This window comes from Glycomyces sp. NRRL B-16210, from assembly GCF_000719515.1.
Lineage (GTDB): Bacteria > Actinomycetota > Actinomycetes > Mycobacteriales > Micromonosporaceae > Glycomyces.
The window spans coordinates 94,263-110,408 of sequence record NZ_JOGR01000007.1 but is presented as its reverse complement, the minus strand read 5'-3'; the positions used below and the strand labels follow the sequence as shown (position 1 = coordinate 110,408).

Sequence of the window (16,146 nt, the reverse complement as noted above, 5' to 3'; positions counted from 1 at the left end):
ACGGCTGCACCTCAACCCCGGGAGGTGGCCCTTGGACTTCGGCATCCTCGGACCTCTGCAGTTGGCAAGGGAAGGCCTGCCCGTGCCGCTGCCCGGCCGCACCCTGCCCCGACTCTTCGCCGTCCTGCTCCTGGAGGCGGGCAACGTGGTCACGCTGCCGCGCCTGATCGACGCCATCTGGGAGGACGCCCCGCCCGCCACCGCCCGCCGCCAGATCCAGAACACCGTCGCGACCGCCCGCGGCCTCCTGCTGGAGGCCGGCACCTCCGAACTGGAGACCGTCGGCGACGGCTACCGGCTGCGGGTGCGCGCCGAGAAGCTCGACTCGCTGCGGTTCCAGCGCGCCGCCCGCATCGCCCGCGAGCAGGTCGACGCCTCCGAACCCGAAGCGGCCCTGGCGACCCTGCGCGAGGCCCTCGCGCTGTGGCGGGGCCCGGCGCTCGCCGGCCTCGGCGGGCGCTTCATCGAATCGGGGGCGCTGCGCTGGAACGAGGAGCGCGCCGCCGCCGAAGAGGACCGCGCCGCGCTCGAACTCGCGCTCGCCACCGGCGCCGCCGTCGTCGCCGACCTGCGCCGCGTCCTCGAACAGCACCCCTACCGCCAGCGGGCCGCCGAACTGCTCATGACCGCCCTCTACCGGGAGGAGCGCACCGCCGAGGCCCTCGACGTGTACGCCTCGATCCGCCGCCAGCTCGCCGACGAGCTCGGCATCGACCCCGGACGGCGCCTCAAGGACCACCACACCGCGATCCTCCGCGAGGACCCCGCGCTGCGCGCGGCCCCCGCGCCCGCGCCGTACACGCTGCCCGCGCCCGCGCAACTGCCCGCCGACTCGATCCACTTCACCGGCCGCGCCGGCGAGCTCGCCGAACTCGACACGCTCCTGGAACCGGGCCCGCGGACCGCGGTGCTCTCGGGGATCGGCGGCGCCGGCAAGACCACCCTCGCCCTGCACTGGGCCCACCGCGTGCGCGAGCGGTTCCCCGACGGGCAGCTGTACGTGAACCTCCGCGGCTTCGACCGCGCCGCCCCGCTCACCCCGCTCGACGCGATCGCCGGATTCCTGCGGGCCCTCGGCGTCGACACCGGCGCCATCCCGTCGGACCCCGACGAGGCCGCCGCACTGCTGCGCTCGCGCCTGGCCGACACCCGCACGCTCCTGATCCTCGACAACGCCCGCAACTCCGCGCAGGTCGTGCCGCTGCTGCCGGCCACCGCCGGGAGCGTCGCGGTCGTCACCAGCCGCTCGCGCCTGCCCGATCTGGCCGCGCTGCACGACATCCGCCAGATCACCGTCGGCGCGCTCGGCCCCGACGAAACCGTCCGAATGCTCGCGAGCCTCATCGGCGAAGCACGCGTCGGACGCGAACCCGAAGCGGCCGAGCACATCGCCGGACTGTGCGGCGGCCTGCCGCTGGCGCTGCGCATCGTCGGCACCAACCTCGGCGGGCAGCCCGGCACCACGCTCGCCGAGACCGCCGCGGCCCTCGCCGGGCACGACCGGCTCGCCCACCTCGCCGTCGAAGGCGACCCCACGACCACCGTGGCCGCCGCGTTCGACCTGTCGTTCCAGGCGCTCGAACCCGAAGAGGAACTGCTGTACCTCAACCTCGCGTACCTGCCGGGGGCCGACTTCTCCAAGGGCCTGGCGGTGGCGCTCGCCGCGTGGGCGCCCGAAGCGGCCGAACGGCTCCTCGCGAGACTCGTCGCGGCCCACCGCATCGACGAGTACCGGCCCGGCCGGTACCGGTTCCACGACCTCGTCCGCGAATACGCCAGGCGCAAAGCCGTGTCCGGGTTCGACGAGGCCGCGCTGCAACGGCTCCGGGAGCAGACCGTCGCCTGGTACGCGAAGGGCTCGACCAGGCTGCCGGTCGAGGAGTACCGCAACATCGTCGCCACGTTCCTCGAATGGAACGGCCGCCCCACGGTCTCGCGGCTGCTGGCGCGCCTCATCGCCTTCGCCGACGCCGGTTACCGCGACGAGACCGCCCTCGCCGACTCCCTCTACGAACTGCCCGAACTCGCCCACGTGGCCGAACGCGGCATCGAGACCGGCGTGCGCTCGGCGGAGCCGATGGACGCGGTGCGCGCCTACGCCCTCGCCGACGCGGTCGCCTACGCCTCCGGCGAGCTGCACCAGTCCAAGGCCTTCGCCGAGAAGACCCTCGAATACCTCAAACGCACCCCGCACGGCGACGCCACCGGCAAGGCCCGCAACGACCTCGGGACCACCCTCACGCAACTGGGCCGCTACCGCGAGGCCGTGTCGCTCCTGCGGGAGGCGGTGCTCGCCGCCGAGCGCTCGGGCAAACGGCACGTGCTCGTCGAAGTGCTCACCTCACTGGGGACCGTGCTGCGGCGCATGGGGATCTTCGCCGAGGCCGAGACGCTGCTGCTGCGCGCCCGCGACCTCGACGCGGCCGGAGCGGAAGGACCCACGACGGTCTACCCGCTGCTGTCGCTCTCGGAGCTGTACGTCGACCAGGGCCGCATCTCCGCGGCCGAGGAGCAGTGCCGCGAGATCGCCGAGATGCTCCGCGACCACCCGTCGAAGTACTACCGGGCCCGGCTGTACTTCCGGCAGTCGGCCGTGCACCGCGCCGACCAGGACTACCCGCGCGCCGAGGCCGCGCTCCTGCACGGACTCGACCTGGTCGAGCAGGTCCACGGATGGCGCCACCAGCTCGTCTACTCCTATTCGCTGGCGGAGCTGTACGTCGACACCGAGCAGATCGACCTCGCCGCCGACGCGGTCGAACGGGTCGCGGGGCTCGACCGCTACGAGACCTCCGAGACCCTCGCGGTCAAGGCGCGGGTGCTGTGCAAGCTCCATGCGGCCGGAGGCGACCTGCGGCGGGCGGTGCGGATGGGACGCCAGGCGTGCGACGTGTTCGCGGCGATGCCCGACCCGCTGCGGGAGGCGCGCAGCCTGGTCGCGCTGGCGCAGGCCCACGCGAAGGCCGGGCAGGCGAAGGAGGCGGCGCAGTGCCGGGCGAGGGCCCGGATCCTGTTCGCAAGACTGGGCCTCGACCCCGAGACCTGAGGAGCCCGTGTCGGTAGACGCTCAGTCGCCGCCGCTTCCGCTGTCCGAGCCGCCGTCGGTGCTTCCGCCGCTGTCGGAGTGGCCTCCATGGTCGTTGCCGTGGTCGCGGGCGTGGTCGCGGTCGTGCCAGTCGGCGCCGCCGTCATGGTGGTGGTGCGTCGGTCCGGGCGGCGGCGGGTACCACTGTCCGGCCGGCGGATAGGTCGGACCCTGCGCCCGGTTGCCGGGCCGCATCACCACCCAGACCACCAGGCTCACCACGGCGCTCACCGCCAGCAGGCAGCAGAGCAGGGCCAGAACGTGCCAAGGCTGCAACGCGCCCAACGCGGGTCTCCGTTCCATGGGGGACCGCAATGGTCGCACGGCCTCCGGTCGGGCGGGGTCCAGTCGGTCGACGGATGCGGTCCCAGTCGGCGGTTCCCTACCGTTGGGGCACACCCACCGACATTGGAAAGCAGGTCGACATGCACGCCATCCGACAGCACGAGTTCGGCGGCCCCGAAGTCCTCGTCTACGAGGAGGTCCCCGACCCGGTGCCCGGCCCCGGCCAGGTCCGCATCGAGGCCCGCGCCGCCGGGGTGCACCTCCTCGACGCCACCTTCCGCTCCGGCGACCCGAACGGGCCCTACCCGCTGCCGGACCTGCCGATGATCCCCGGCCGCGAGAGCGCCGGGATCGTCGACGCCGTCGGCGAGGGCGTCGACGAGTCGTGGATCGGCAAGCGCGTGGTCGCGCACCTCGGCTTCGCGTCCGGCGGCTACGCCGAGAAGACCGTCCGCGAGGTCGAGTCCGTGCACGAACTGCCCGACGGCGCGGACTTCGCCGAGGCGGTCGCGATGATCGGCACCGGCCGCACCGCGCTCATGGTCCTCGGGGTCGGCCCGGTGAGCGGTGAGGACGTCGTGATCGTCCCGGCCGCCGCCGGCGGCCTCGGCACGCTCCTGGTGCAGGCCGCCAAGAACGCCGGAGCCTACGTCGTCGGCCTCGCCGGCGGGCCCGCCAAGGTGGCGCAGGTGGCCGCCAACGGGGCCGACGCCGCCGTCGACTACAGGGCCGAGGGCTGGACGGCCGTCCTGGACGCGGCGCTCGAAGGCCGCGAGGCCACGCTGCTGTTCGACTCGGTGGGCGGCGAGGTCGGCCGGGCCGCCTTCGACCGGCTCGGCTTCGGCGCCCGGATGGTCGTCTTCGGCTGGTCCGCGGGCAAGGCGACCGAGGCCACGGTGGAGGACATCGTCGGGCGCGGCCTGACCGTCTCAGGCGCGCTCGGCCCGAAGCTCCTCGCGAAGCTCGGGGGCCTCAGGGCGCTCGAAGAGCGCTCGCTCGCCGAACTCGCCGCCGGGCGGCTGCGCCCGGCCGTGCACACCTTCGGGCTCGCCGAGGCCGCCGAAGCCCATCGCGCCCTGGAGCACCGGGGCACGACGGGCAAGGTGGTGCTGGTGCCTTAAGAAGCGGTGACCAGCTCGGCGGGCTCCACGTTCGGCACGGCCGACTCGGCGTGCGCGCGGGCCAGCGGGACCGACAGGGCCAGCCCCGCCAGCGCCAGGACCACGCCGACGAGGATCGGCGCGGTCAGGCTCATCCCGAGCGAGAGCGCGAGCCCGCCGAGCCAGGCGCCGTTGGCGTTCGCGAGGTTGAACGCGGCGTGGTGCAGCGAGGACGCCAGTGACGGCGCCGCGTGCGCCCCGTCGAGCAGCAGCCGCTGCATGATGGGGCCGACCAGCGAGGAGGAGGTCGCCATGAGGAAGACCCCGCCGATCGCCAGGACCGGGTTCGACATCGAGAAGAACATCATGAGCAGCACCGCCGCGATGAGGGTGAACGCGCCGAACAGGCCCTGGATCGGGGCGCGGTCGGCGATCTGGCCGCCGACGACGTTGCCGAGGGTCAGGCCGATGCCGAAGACCGCGAGGGTGATCGCGATGGCGAGCGCGTTCAGGCCGGTGACCTCTTCGAGGATCGGCGTCAGGTAGGTGTAGGCGGCGAACATGCCGCCGAAGCCGACCGCGCCGGTCACCAGCGGGAGCAGGACCTTCCTGGAGCGGATCGCGCGGATCTCGTCGGCGGCCCTGGTCGCGACGACGACGCCGCGGGTGTCGGGCACGGTGGCCCAGATCGCGGCGGCGGCCAGGACGGCCAGGGCCGCGACGGCGGCGAAGATCCAGCGCCAGGAGATGTGGCCGACGAGCAGGGTGCTCACCGGGACGCCGACGATGGTGGCGACGGTCAGGCCGGACATGATGCCAGCGATCGCGCGGGCGCGGCGCTCGAAGGGGACCAGGCTCGCGCCGACCACCGCGGCGGCGCCGAAGAACGCGCCGTGCGGCAGGCCCGCGATGAACCGGGTGGCGAGCAGGAAACCGAAGTCGGGGGCCAGTGCGGTGGCGAGGTTGGCGAGCGCGAACCAGCCCATCAGGCCGATGAGCAGGGGCTTGCGCGGGATGCGGGTGGTGGCGACGGTGAGCAGCGGGGCGCCGAGGACGACGCCGATGGCGTAGGCGGAGACGGCGAGGCCGGCCTGGGCGAGCGAGACGCCCTGCGCGGCGGCGAGCTGGGGCAGGATCCCCATGATGACGAACTCGGCGGCGCCGATGCCGAACGCGCCGATGGACATGGCGAACAGAGGCATGCGCATGGAAAGCAGCTCCGGTGGAAGAGGAGGGAGGGTGGGACGCTGAGGCTGTCACCGGCTGCGTCCTTGCCGTACCGGTCGCTGTTCAAGAAGGGCTTGGTGCCTTCCGGGCAATCATAAGAACACTCGCCGGGCGAGTAAAAGGCTTGAGGGCCGATTCCCGGCGTGATGTCCGTCGCCGGGCGCCCGCAGGCGGCGCACGGGGGCCGCGATCGTGACCGGCGTCGCCTCCCGGAGCGAGGCGAAGGCGGCCGCTGTGGGCGAGTCCGGTTGCGGCACATAGACGATCAAGCGCACCGCGCTGCCGGGCACGTCGAGGACCTGGCAGTCGAACTCCAGGGGCCCGAAGTCGTGGTGGTGCACGCGCTTGGTCTGGACCTTGCGAACGGCGACCCGGTGGTCGGCCCACATCTGCCCGAACTCGGGGCTGGCGCGCAGCAGCTCCTCGACCAGGCCGCGGAGTTTCGCGTCCCCAGGGCTGCGGGCCAGCGAGGCGCGCAGGTCGGCGACGCAGTCCTGGAGGAACGCGGAGGTGTGCGGATCGGCCAGGACCGCCGAGGCGTGCGGGCCGGTGAAGTTGGTGCGCAGGATGTTCCGCTGCTCGCGGGTCAGGCGGGAGAGGTAGCCCATGAAGCGGTCGGCGAGGCCGTTCCAGGCGAGGATGTCGTAGCAGGCGTCGATGGCGTACGCCGGGAAGTCGTCGAGGCCGGCCAGGAGGTTCCGGACCGTCGGCGAGACCTCGCGGCTCGACTCGGACTCGGGCAGCTCGTCGACGAGGTGGAACAGGTGGGCGCGCTGGTCGCGGTCGAGGACCAGGGCGCGGGCGAGCGCGCCGAGGACCTGCCGGGAGGGCTTGGGGCCGCGGGCCTGCTCGAGGCGGATGTAGTACTCCACGGAGATCCCGGCGAGCTGGGCGACCTCCTGGCGGCGCAGGCCGGGGGTGCGGCGGCGCGGTCCTTCGGGCAGGCCGACGTCGCCGGGGCGGATGGCGGCGCGGCGCACCCGGAGGAAGTCGGCGAGCTGTCTGCGGTCCATGCGCCAATCCTGCCCCTTCGCGGGGCCGCGAACCAGGTACCGGGTGTACCACCATAAAGAGGTCTCTTTCCGGCCGGCCGAATCGGGCGCAGTCTCGGTGGCATGACCAAGAAGATCGCACTAGTGACCGGCGCCAACAAAGGCATCGGCATCGAAATCGCCCGCGGACTCGGCGAGGAGGGCCTGACGGTCCTGGTCGGGGCCCGCTCGCAGGAGCGCGGCGAGGCCGCCGCCGCGACGCTCAGAGAGGAGGGCCTGGACGCGCGGTTCCTGCGGGTCGACGTGACCGACGAGGACACCGTAGCCGCCGCGGCCAAGAGCGTCGAGGCCGAGCACGGACGCCTCGACGTCCTGGTGAACAACGCGGGGATCGCGCTGATCGAAGGCGAGGACTGGAACACCAGCGCGCAGACGGTGGCCACCGCGAAGAAGAACTTCGACGTGAACGTCTTCGGCGTGATCGCGGTGACGAACGCGTTCCTGCCGCTGGTCCGCAAGGCCGAGGCGGGCCGGATCGTGAACGTCTCCAGCGAGGTCGGCTCGATCGGGACGATGACGCGCACCGACTTCCCGTTCGCGGGGTTGCAGCCGGGCTCCTACGGCGCCTCGAAGTCGGCGCTGAACATGCTCACCGTCTCCTGGGCGCTGGAGCTCAAGCCCACCCCGATCAAGGTCAACGCGATGACTCCGGGATACACGAAGACCGACCTCAACGCGAACCAGGGCACCCGCGACCCGAAGGACGCCGCCAAGGAAGCGGTGCGACTGGCCCTATTGGACGATGGCGGGCCGACGGGAGGCTTCTTCCAGGAGGGGATCGACTACTTCGAGACTCGGGAAGTTCCCTGGTAGTGAGAGGAAAAGGCCGCTTTCAGCGGCGGCCGTGAGCACCGCGTACACGTCGAAGGCCCCGCAGCGCGGGGCCTTCGCTGTAGGGCAGGCAGGACTTGAACCCGCGACCCAGGGATTATGAGTCCCCTGCTCTAACCAGCTGAGCTACTGCCCCGAGCGGGAAGTATCCTCTCACACCCCGTCGCCGGACGGTGGCCCCAGGGGACTCGCGGGCCGGGGCCGCCCCGCCGAGCCGTTTCGGTAAGTTCACAGGGGTCGCATGATCCGGAAACGGACGAGTGGAATGCCGGCTCGGCCCGCGAGGGCCCGCCGGTAACATCTGAGCCACATTTGCAACGGTTCTATAACGAGGACTGCTCTTGTAAGTCAGGTCTCCCTAAGATGCGACTCACTCCCGCCGTTTCGTGTTTCTCGAACATTGCACGAGGCGGGTTCCAATGCCCGAAACCTCCCGAGGGGGCCCATTGAGACGAACAGTGTTGTTGTTGTCGGCTGCATTCGCCGGCCTGTTGCTGTGTCTGGGGGTGAGCAGCAGCGCTGTCGCCCAAGAGGCGCTCGGCGTCCACGGCCTGTTGAAGGACCAGCAGGACCGCCCGATATCGGGGGTCACGATCACCGTGACCGACGACGCCGGCAACGAGGTCGGCACCGTCGAGAGCGGTGAGGACGGCACCTGGTCCGTCGAACTCGAGTCCGAGGGCGCCTACGTGGTCACCCTCGACGAGTCGACACTGCCCGACGGCCTGCTGGTCCGCAGCGGCAGACCGCAACTCGAAATCGATGTCAGCTCCGACCGGACCGTTCTGTTCCCGCTCGACACCCAGCTGGCCGACGGGGTCGAACCCCAGGCGCCCGGCGACGACCCCTCCGAGGGCGAGTCGGACGGCGACGACCCCGGCGACGAGGGCACCAGTGCCGACGTTGCGGAGGACGGCGAGCAACTGGGCGAGCTCGAGAACGAGGCCGGCGCCACCCGCGCCGTCAGCCTCCTGTTCTCCGGGCTCCACTTCGGCCTCATGATCGCCCTCGCGGCGGTCGGCCTGTCCATGGTGTTCGGCACGACCGGGCTCACCAACTTCTCCCACGGCGACCTCGTCACCTTCGGCGGGATGATGGCCCTGCTGTTCAACATCAGCTTCGGCGTCCCGGTGTGGGTCGCCGCGATCGCCGCGGTCCTGCTGGGCGCGGCCTTCGGCTGGGTCCAGGACTGGGGGCTGTGGTCGCGACTGCGCCGCCGCGGCACCGGCCTGGTCTCGATGATGATCATCTCGATCGGCGTGGCCCTGCTGCTGCGCTTCGCCACCCTCTTCTTCGTGGGCGGCGAGCGCCAGCGCTACAACGAGTACGTCGGCCAGAAGCCCTGGGACTTCGGCTGGCTCATCATCACCCCGAAGGAGGTCGTGACCGGCGTGGTCGCGCTGGTCGTGTGCATCGCGGTCGGTCTGGCCCTGGTCTACACCAGGCTCGGCAAGGCCACCCGCGCGGTGGCCGACAACCCCTCGCTGGCCGCGTCCACGGGCATCAACGTGAACCAGGTCGTGCGCCTGGTGTGGACGATCGGCGGCGGCCTCGCGGCCATGGCCGGGGTGTTCCTGTCGATCAACGACGGCGTCAAGTTCGACATGGGCCAGCACCTGCTGCTGCTCATCTTCGCCGCCGTGGTCCTCGGCGGGCTCGGCACCGCGTTCGGCGCGTTCCTCGGGTCCATGATCATCGGCGTGTTCGTGCAGATGTCGACCCTCGTGGTCGCGCCCGAGCTGAAGTACGTCGGCGCTCTGGCGGTCCTCATCATCATCATGCTCACCCGTCCCCAGGGCATCCTGGGCCGTCGCGAGCGAATCGGCTAGGAGACCGGAATGGATTGGCAATTCGTCTTCAGCCAGGCGCTCACACAGGCCATCGGGCCGACCATGCTCGTGTACGCGCTCGGCGCCATCGGCCTGAACCTCCAGTTCGGATACACGGGCCTGCTCAACTTCGGTCAGGCCGCGTTCGTCGCCATGGGCGCGTACGGCCTGGCGATGACCGTGGTCGTCTTCGGCCTGCCGTTCTGGTGGGGCATCGTCGTCGGTCTCCTCGCCGCGGTGGTCATGGCCCTGCTGCTGGGCATACCGACACTGCGGCTCAGAGCCGACTACCTGGCGATCGTCACGATCGCCGCGGCCGAGATCGTGCGGCGGCTCGCGCGGGCGACCGTGTGGTCGGAGCACACCGGCGGCTCTGACGGCATGAGGGGCTTCTCGGAGCCGTTCTTCGCGATGAACCCGTACCCGCCGGACGGCAACTGGTCGTTCCTGATCTTCTCGATGGAGAACGGGCGCCTGTTCGTCGACTTCGGCGTGGCGACCCTCCAGTACTCGAGCCGGGACCTGTGGATCATGACCGTGGGCTGGGGCCTCGTGGCCTTCTTCCTCGTGGTCCTGGGCCTGCTCGTCCACAGCCCGTGGGGCCGGGTCCTCAAGGGCATCCGCGAGGACGAGGAGGCCGTGCGGAGCCTGGGCAAGAACGTGTTCGCCTACAAGATGCAGGCGCTGGTCATCGGCGGTCTCATCGGTGCGGTGGCCGGGTTCATCTTCGCGCTCAGCCGCGCGAACGTCCAGCCCGACACGTTCACCACCGACCTCACGTTCTACCTGTACGTGGTGCTCATCCTCGGCGGCGCGGCCCGGCTGTTCGGGCCCGTGCTCGGGGCGGCGCTGTTCTGGTTCCTGTACAACATCTTCTCGCAGGGGCTCAGCCAGGCGATCCGCGCCGACGTGATCCCCTCCAGCGTGATGCACCACACGCAGGTGGGGCCGCTGGTGTTCTTCCTGCTGGGCCTCGGCATGGTCCTGCTGCTGATCTTCCGGCCGCAGGGCATCCTCGGCAACCGAAGGGAGCTGATGCTCGATGTCAGATAAGCCGACGCCCGAAGAAGCGCAGTCCGAGGAGTCGCCGCCTGAGGCGGTGTCGTCCGAGGCTGCGTCGTCTGACGAAGTGCTGTCTGAGGACGGCTTCCTCGACGACGAGGTCGCCGCCCGCGAAGCCGCGGAGTCCGAAGCAACAGGGTCCGAAGAGGCCGAGTCCGAAGCGGACCTTCCCGCGGACGCGGTGAAGGCCGGGATCGCCGCCGCGCGCGCGGCCCTGGCCGACGTGCCGCCCGAACCGGGCGCGCCGAAGCTCGACCCGATCCTCAAGGCGGTCGGCGTCAAACGCGCGTTCGGCGGCCTCGTGGCCGTGGACGTCGAGCACCTGGAGATCCAGCGGGGCGCCATCACCGCGCTCATCGGACCGAACGGCGCGGGCAAGACCACGTTCTTCAACCTGCTCACCGGTTTCGACCGGCCGAGCCGGGGCGAATGGGTCTTCGACGGTCGCAGGGCCGACCGGATGCGCTCCTACCAGGTGGCGCGGGCGGGCATGGTCCGCACGTTCCAGCTGACGAAGGCGCTCACCCGCATGACGGTCATGGACAACATGCTCATCGGCGCGGCGAACCAGGTCGGCGAGAACTTCTGGGCCGGCCTGATCCCGCCGCTGTGGAAGGCCCAGGAGGCGGCCAACCGCCGCAAGGCCCTGGAGCTTTTGGAGCGGTTCAAGCTCATCGACAAGCGCGAGGACTACGCCGGCGAGCTCTCGGGCGGCCAGCGCAAGCTCCTGGAGATGGCGCGGGCGCTCATGCTCAATCCGAAGATGGTCATGCTCGACGAGCCGATGGCCGGGGTGAACCCGGCGCTGAAGCAGTCGCTGCTGGAGCACATCAAGGGCCTCCGCGAGGAGGGCATGACGGTGCTGTTCGTCGAGCACGACATGGACATGGTCCACGAGATCGCCGACTGGGTCGCGGTGATGGCGGCCGGGAAGCTCATCACGGAGGGCACGCCGGACTCGATCTCGGCGGACCGGCGGGTCATCGACGCGTACCTGGGCGCGCACCACGACGCGGCCCAGCGTTAGGAGTCATCGTGTCTGACAACGAAACGAGTGCAGGGATCGGGCCCACGGGGGTGCCGATCGAGGAGACGCCGGACTCGGACACCGAGGTGTGCAGCCGCGAGGGGCACCTGGGGGCCTCCGGGAACGCGCTCCTGCGGGCCGACGAGGTCACCGCCGGGTACCTGCCGGGCGTGTCGATCCTCAACGGCACGGATCTGTACGCGAACGAGGGCGAGCTGGTCGGCATCATCGGTCCGAACGGGGCCGGGAAGTCGACGCTGCTCAAGGCCATGTTCGGGCTGGTCAAGATCACCTCGGGATCGGTGGTGCTGCGCGGGGAGGAGATCACGAACCGCAAGGCCCACGAGCTGGTGCCGCTGGGCGTGGGCTTCGTGCCGCAGACGAACAACGTGTTCGCCGCCCTGACCGTGGAGGAGAACCTCGAGATGGGGGTCTTCCTGCGGCCGCGCGCGTTCAAGGAGCGGTTCTCGTTCGTGACCGACCTGTTCCCGGTGCTGGGCGACCGGCGCGCGCAGCGGGCCGGGTCGCTCTCGGGCGGCGAGCGGCAGATGGTGGCGATGGGCCGGGCGCTCATGATGGAGCCGTCGGTGCTGCTGCTGGACGAGCCGTCGGCGGGGCTGTCCCCGGCGATGCAGGACGAGGTCTTCTTCAACACGAAGCAGATCAACCAGACCGGGGTGACGGTGGTGATGGTGGAGCAGAACGCCCGCCGCTGCCTCCAGATCTGCGACCGGGGCTACGTGCTCGACCAGGGCCGCAGCGCCTACACCGGTCCGGGTGCGGGCTTGATCGACGACCCGAAGGTCGTGGAGCTGTACCTCGGCACGCTCGGACGGGCAAGCCTCTAGCAGCGCAAAGCGACGCCCCCCAGGTCCTGTGGTCCTGGGGGGCGTCGCCTTTGACAGGTGTTTCCTACTCGAGGGACTGGAAGTTGTAGTCCACGTTCGTGTAGGTGTTGTCGCCGGCGTACTCGTAGATGCCGATGGTGGCGGCGGTGACGTCACCGACGTCGGAGAACTCGATCGGGCCGGAGTAGCCCTCGTAGTCGATGTCGGTCTCGCCGTCGGCGAGCAGTTCGGCGCACTCGGTGAAACCGGTGCACTTGGTGCCGCCGCGGCTGACGTCCACCAGGTTGTCCTTGATGGTCTCGGAGTCGAACGAGCCGCCGGCGATCGCCGCGAGGGCGATGAGCGCGGTGGCGTCGTAGGACTCGGGGCCGTAGGTGTAGTCCTTCAGGTTCGGGTCGACCTCGAGCATCCGCTCGCGGATCGGCTCGGGGTCGGCGCCGGGGAAGGTGCCTCGGGCGCCTTCCATGAAGCCCTCGGGCAGGTCCGCGCTGTAGTCGGAGAGGTTGCCGTCGACGAGGTACCAGCCGAGGTCCTGCGCGCTCAGGCCGCCTTCGGCGAGCGCCGGGCCGAGGTTGAGCAGCTCGTTGAAGGTGATGAGGACGACCGCGTCGGCGTCGGAGGACGCGACCTGGCTGACCTCGGCGTTGAACTCGGTGGCGTTGGGGTCGTAGATGGTCTTCAGGACCACTTCGCCGCCGAACGCGGTGAAGTTCTCCTCGACCGAGTCGGCCAGGCCGGTGCCGTAGGAGTCCTGGAGGGCCAGGATCGCGATCTTCTCGTAGCCGTCGGCGATGATCTGGTCGGCGAGCACGCGGCCCTGGAGGATGTCCGAGGGCGCGGTGCGGAAGTAGTAGTCGCCGCGCTCGTAGTCCGTGAAGTCCGGCGAGGTGTTCGCCGGGGAGACCTGGACGATGCCCTCTTCGTAGAGCTTGTCGATGAACTGGAAGGACACGCCGGAGGAGGCGGCGCCGACGATGGCGTGCACCCCCTGCGCGATGAGCGCGTCGGCGGCCTGGCTGGCGATGTCCGTGGTCGTGTCGCCGGAGTCCTCGTGGAGGACCTCGACGCAGGTGTCGAGCACGCCGCCGGCCTCGTTGATCTCTTCGATGGCGAGGTTGACGCCGGCGAACTCGGGCGGGCCGAGGAACGCGAGCGAGCCGGTCTCGGGAAGGATCGTGCCGATCTTCAGGCCGTCGCCTTCGGTGCAGTCACCGCCGGCGGACGATCCGGTGTCCTCATCGTCGCCGCACGCGACGAGTGCGAACGCGGTGACACCCGCTGTTGCGACAGCAAGCAGCGCTCGTGGAAAGCGAGCCATGGTTTCTCCTAGTTTCTGTTCGAGATGGATCCGCAGGTAACGGTGGAGGTTGACGTGATCCGAGTTACACCCTATGGCAGGGCGGGTACCGGCGCCAGACGCCGTGACCACACCCGATCCTGTTTGTGATGGGCCCGTGACCTTTTCGAGCGCGTATTGCAATTGCCTTTCATATCGGAGAAGCGTGCGTTTTCGAAGCGTTTCGCGGAGGCTTCGCAGGCCGCGGCGCCGCCGCCCGGAAGCGTCCGCTGAGGATCGAGTGCCGGAAGTGGCGTCAGGGGCATCCTAGGGCGCGGGGCGGCGCCGGGCCCGGATTGGCGGCGGACCGGCTCCCCCGGGGCCTTCCCCCGGCCGGGGGAGCCGCTTCGCCCGCTCGCGGGAGGGGCCGGAGCCGGCGATTCGCGAACCTGAAGGCATGACACAGCAACTCACCGGCGACCGCGCCCACGACGCCCGCCGCGGCCGGGTCGGGCGCTTCGCCGTCATCGCCGCGTTCCTCTGGTCGCTCACCGCGATCCCCATCGGACTCTGGCAGCTCCTCGACTCCGAGGGCGGCCCGTTCACCCACTACCTCTACGAGCCGCTCTTCACCCTCCCCGACCGCGTGCCCGCCGCCGTCGCGCCCGCCTCGCTCATCGGCGCGGGGGTCCTCGGGATGCTGATCGCCCGCGCCAGGCCCCGGCTGTGGCCGCTCACCGCGCTGTACGCGGTCGTCTTCGGGATGCTCATGAGCACCACGACGCCCATGTCGCTGGCCGGGTACCTGTGCGCGTTCCTCATCCCGGCCGTGATCGTGGCCGGACCGACCCTGCTGGCGCGGGGCCGGACCGGGAGGGCGGTCGCGGCGGGCGCCACGGCCGCGCTCCTCATCGGGCTCGGCGTCATCGGCGTCATCGATTACGGCGCCGTCGGCGAGTTCCTCGCCACGCTCGGGAGCGCCCTCGCCGAGATGCGCGGCTACGCGACCGTCCAGATCTGGATGGTCCTCGGCGGCGGCATCTGGGCCGCGCTCACCCTCCACCTGCTGCTGCTCGGCCGCGACGGCGAGCCGACGCCGAAGTGGCTGACCCGCGAGAGCGCCGCGAAGTGGGGCCGGGTCGCGAGCTGGACCGCGTTCGCCTGCGCGCTCCCCTACGGGCTCGTCAGGCTGACGTGGCTCACCCCGTGGACGGGCGTGACCGGCCCGGTCGGCGACGACTTCGAGCTGTCCGTCCGCGTGTGGGGCCTGATGCTCGGCTTCGCGGCGCTCGCCGGCGGCGTCCTGTGCCTGGGCATGACGCAGCGGTGGGGCACGCGCTGGCCGTTCTGGATGCCGGTGGTCAAGGGCCGCCCGGTGCCGCCGATGATCGCGATCATCCCCGCCTCGGTCATGTCGGTGATGTTCACCTTCATGGCGATCCCGTTCATAGCCCTGGCGATCCGCCAGGACGCGCTGGAGATGATCTGGTCCTTCCCGTTCTTCGTGTGGGGCCCCGCGCTCGGCGCGGCGACCCTCGCCTACGCGATCCGGCGCGGGGTGGTCACACCGCGAGCGCGGTGACGAAGACGCCCGCGCGGGCGGCGGTCGCGGTCGCGGCCGCCGCCCGCTTCGCCGCGGCCTCGTCGAGCGGGTCACCGCTGACGAGGAGCCGGTAGTACAGGGGCGCGGAGAGGAAGCGGATCGCCTCCGCCGGATCGGTCCCCTCGGGCGCCTCGCCGCGTTCGACCGCCAGGGCCACACAGGGGGCCCACTCGTCGATCCTGGTGCGGTAGAAGCGGTGCAGGGACGCGGCGGTGGCCGCATCGGTCGTGGCGGTGGCGATGACGGCCTTGAACAGCGGCCCCTGGCGCTCGTGGAGGAGCGTCTCGCGGATGAGCGAGGCGAGGGCCGCGAGGTCGCCTTCGAGGGAGCCGGTGTCGGCGCGCGGTTGCGAGGACTCGGCCATCTCGGCGAGCATGTCGGCCACGAGTCCGGGGACGGTGCCCCAGCGGCGGTAGACGGTGGTCTTGCCGACCTCGGCGCGCCGCGCGACCTCGGCGAGGTCCACGCCGCCGAATCCGCGTTCGATCAGGGCGTCCCCGGCGGCGCGGAGCACGGCCTCGCGGACTCGGGCGGTGCGCCCGCCGGGGCGGACGGTGCCGGGTTCGGCGCGGTCGCGGGGGGCATGGTCGTGGAGGGCACTGTCGTGGACCGCGCCGTCGTAGACGGCGTGGTGGTGGGCGACGCCGTCCTGAAAGGCACTGTCGTGGACGGCACTGTCCTGAAAGGCACTGTCGTGGACGGCGCCGCCTTGAACAGCACCGTCTTGAACTGCGCTGTCTTGACGAGCGCTGTCTTGACGAGCGCTGTCTTGACGAGCGCTGTCGGGTCGCGCGCCTTCGCGATCCGGTTCCGACCCGGAAGCGGCCTCGATCATAACGGGACTCCAGTTGCATTAACGGCTTCTCCGAGCTAGCTTAGACCTAGCCTTAACAGAACCGCAGTTCCCTTTAGAAAGGCGCA

The 16,146-nt window shown here is 70.9% G+C and carries 13 protein-coding genes and 1 tRNA gene; 8 read left to right on the top strand and 6 right to left on the bottom strand.

Annotated features, from left to right (window positions below; translation table 11 throughout):
- Positions 1-61 precede the first annotated feature (61 nt).
- Entirely contained in the window at positions 62-3,046 is a 2,985-nt protein-coding gene (locus IF12_RS24065; protein WP_133884377.1) for a BTAD domain-containing putative transcriptional regulator, read from the top strand.
- Positions 3,047-3,067: 21 nt separating this feature from the next.
- Here the strand turns inward: IF12_RS24065 and IF12_RS24060 are convergent, their stop codons facing one another.
- The gene (locus IF12_RS24060) at positions 3,068-3,388 is read right to left on the bottom strand and encodes a hypothetical protein (RefSeq protein ID WP_156036828.1); all 321 of its coding nucleotides are present in this window, start codon (positions 3,386-3,388) and stop codon (positions 3,068-3,070) included.
- Positions 3,389-3,510: 122 nt separating this feature from the next.
- Here IF12_RS24060 and IF12_RS0111045 point away from each other — a divergent pair, with 122 nt between their 5' ends.
- Positions 3,511-4,491, top strand: a complete 981-nt coding sequence (locus IF12_RS0111045) for a zinc-binding dehydrogenase (RefSeq protein ID WP_030158008.1) — start codon at positions 3,511-3,513, stop codon at positions 4,489-4,491.
- On the opposite strand, the gene IF12_RS0111040 is transcribed toward IF12_RS0111045, so the two are convergent.
- Complete coding sequence (locus IF12_RS0111040; RefSeq protein ID WP_051704257.1) at positions 4,488-5,678, bottom strand: MFS transporter; 1,191 nt, start codon at positions 5,676-5,678, stop codon at positions 4,488-4,490. The genes IF12_RS0111045 and IF12_RS0111040 overlap by 4 nt on opposite strands.
- Positions 5,679-5,789: 111 nt before the next feature.
- Positions 5,790-6,710 carry a helix-turn-helix transcriptional regulator gene (locus tag IF12_RS0111035; RefSeq protein ID WP_081913492.1) on the bottom strand — a complete coding sequence of 307 codons (921 nt, stop codon included), beginning with the start codon at positions 6,708-6,710 and terminating at the stop codon, positions 5,790-5,792.
- Positions 6,711-6,812: 102 nt separating this feature from the next.
- On the opposite strand from IF12_RS0111035, the gene IF12_RS0111030 reads away from it, so the two are divergent.
- Positions 6,813-7,562 carry an SDR family oxidoreductase gene (locus IF12_RS0111030; protein ID WP_030157999.1) on the top strand — a complete coding sequence of 250 codons (750 nt, stop codon included), beginning with the start codon at positions 6,813-6,815 and terminating at the stop codon, positions 7,560-7,562.
- Positions 7,563-7,642: 80 nt separating this feature from the next.
- Here the strand turns inward: IF12_RS0111030 and IF12_RS0111025 are convergent.
- Positions 7,643-7,716, bottom strand: a tRNA-Ile gene (locus IF12_RS0111025).
- A gap of 370 nt (positions 7,717-8,086) precedes the next feature.
- On the opposite strand from IF12_RS0111025, the gene IF12_RS0111020 reads away from it, so the two are divergent.
- From IF12_RS0111020 to IF12_RS25600, 4 genes are read left to right on the top strand one after another with little or no spacing between them, the layout of a single operon-like run.
- Positions 8,087-9,409: a branched-chain amino acid ABC transporter permease gene (locus tag IF12_RS0111020; protein ID WP_051704256.1), complete on the top strand. Its 1,323-nt coding sequence runs from the start codon at positions 8,087-8,089 to the stop codon at positions 9,407-9,409.
- 9 nt (positions 9,410-9,418) lie between these two features.
- Positions 9,419-10,462, top strand: coding sequence for a branched-chain amino acid ABC transporter permease (locus IF12_RS0111015; protein WP_030157997.1), 1,044 nt, complete (start codon positions 9,419-9,421; stop codon positions 10,460-10,462).
- The gene (locus IF12_RS25605; protein WP_133884378.1) at positions 10,452-11,498 is read left to right on the top strand and encodes an ABC transporter ATP-binding protein; all 1,047 of its coding nucleotides are present in this window, start codon (positions 10,452-10,454) and stop codon (positions 11,496-11,498) included. Before IF12_RS0111015 ends, IF12_RS25605 begins: the two co-directional genes overlap by 11 nt.
- 8 nt (positions 11,499-11,506) lie before the next feature.
- A complete protein-coding gene (locus IF12_RS25600) occupies positions 11,507-12,346 on the top strand; it encodes an ABC transporter ATP-binding protein (protein ID WP_166659619.1) in 840 nt (279 codons plus the stop codon).
- Positions 12,347-12,410: 64 nt separating this feature from the next.
- Here the strand turns inward: IF12_RS25600 and IF12_RS0111000 are convergent, their stop codons facing one another.
- A complete protein-coding gene (locus IF12_RS0111000) occupies positions 12,411-13,664 on the bottom strand; it encodes an ABC transporter substrate-binding protein (RefSeq protein WP_030157991.1) in 1,254 nt (417 codons plus the stop codon).
- Between the two features lie 415 nt (positions 13,665-14,079).
- On the opposite strand from IF12_RS0111000, the gene IF12_RS0110995 reads away from it, so the two are divergent.
- A complete protein-coding gene (locus IF12_RS0110995; protein ID WP_030157989.1) occupies positions 14,080-15,204 on the top strand; it encodes a hypothetical protein in 1,125 nt (374 codons plus the stop codon).
- On the opposite strand, the gene IF12_RS27195 is transcribed toward IF12_RS0110995, so the two are convergent.
- On the bottom strand, positions 15,185-15,739 hold the full coding sequence (locus IF12_RS27195; protein ID WP_051704255.1) for a TetR/AcrR family transcriptional regulator: 555 nt from the start codon (positions 15,737-15,739) through the stop codon (positions 15,185-15,187). The genes IF12_RS0110995 and IF12_RS27195 overlap by 20 nt on opposite strands.
- Between the last annotated feature and the right edge of the window lie 407 nt (positions 15,740-16,146).

Bases quoted from the DNA above. Each gene is read 5' to 3' on its own strand.
- IF12_RS0111035 (WP_081913492.1), bottom strand. From the start codon at position 6,710: ATGGACCGCAGACAGCTCGCCGACTTCCTCCGGGTGCGCCGCGCCGCC.
- IF12_RS25605 (WP_133884378.1), top strand. From the start codon at position 10,452: ATGTCAGATAAGCCGACGCCCGAAGAAGCGCAGTCCGAGGAGTCGCCG.
- IF12_RS24060 (WP_156036828.1), bottom strand. From the start codon at position 3,388: ATGGAACGGAGACCCGCGTTGGGCGCGTTGCAGCCTTGGCACGTTCTG.
- IF12_RS0111015 (WP_030157997.1), top strand. From the start codon at position 9,419: ATGGATTGGCAATTCGTCTTCAGCCAGGCGCTCACACAGGCCATCGGG.
- IF12_RS0111040 (WP_051704257.1), bottom strand. From the start codon at position 5,678: ATGCGCATGCCTCTGTTCGCCATGTCCATCGGCGCGTTCGGCATCGGC.
- IF12_RS0111045 (WP_030158008.1), top strand. From the start codon at position 3,511: ATGCACGCCATCCGACAGCACGAGTTCGGCGGCCCCGAAGTCCTCGTC.
- IF12_RS0111000 (WP_030157991.1), bottom strand. From the start codon at position 13,664: ATGGCTCGCTTTCCACGAGCGCTGCTTGCTGTCGCAACAGCGGGTGTC.
- IF12_RS0111030 (WP_030157999.1), top strand. From the start codon at position 6,813: ATGACCAAGAAGATCGCACTAGTGACCGGCGCCAACAAAGGCATCGGC.
- IF12_RS0110995 (WP_030157989.1), top strand. From the start codon at position 14,080: ATGACACAGCAACTCACCGGCGACCGCGCCCACGACGCCCGCCGCGGC.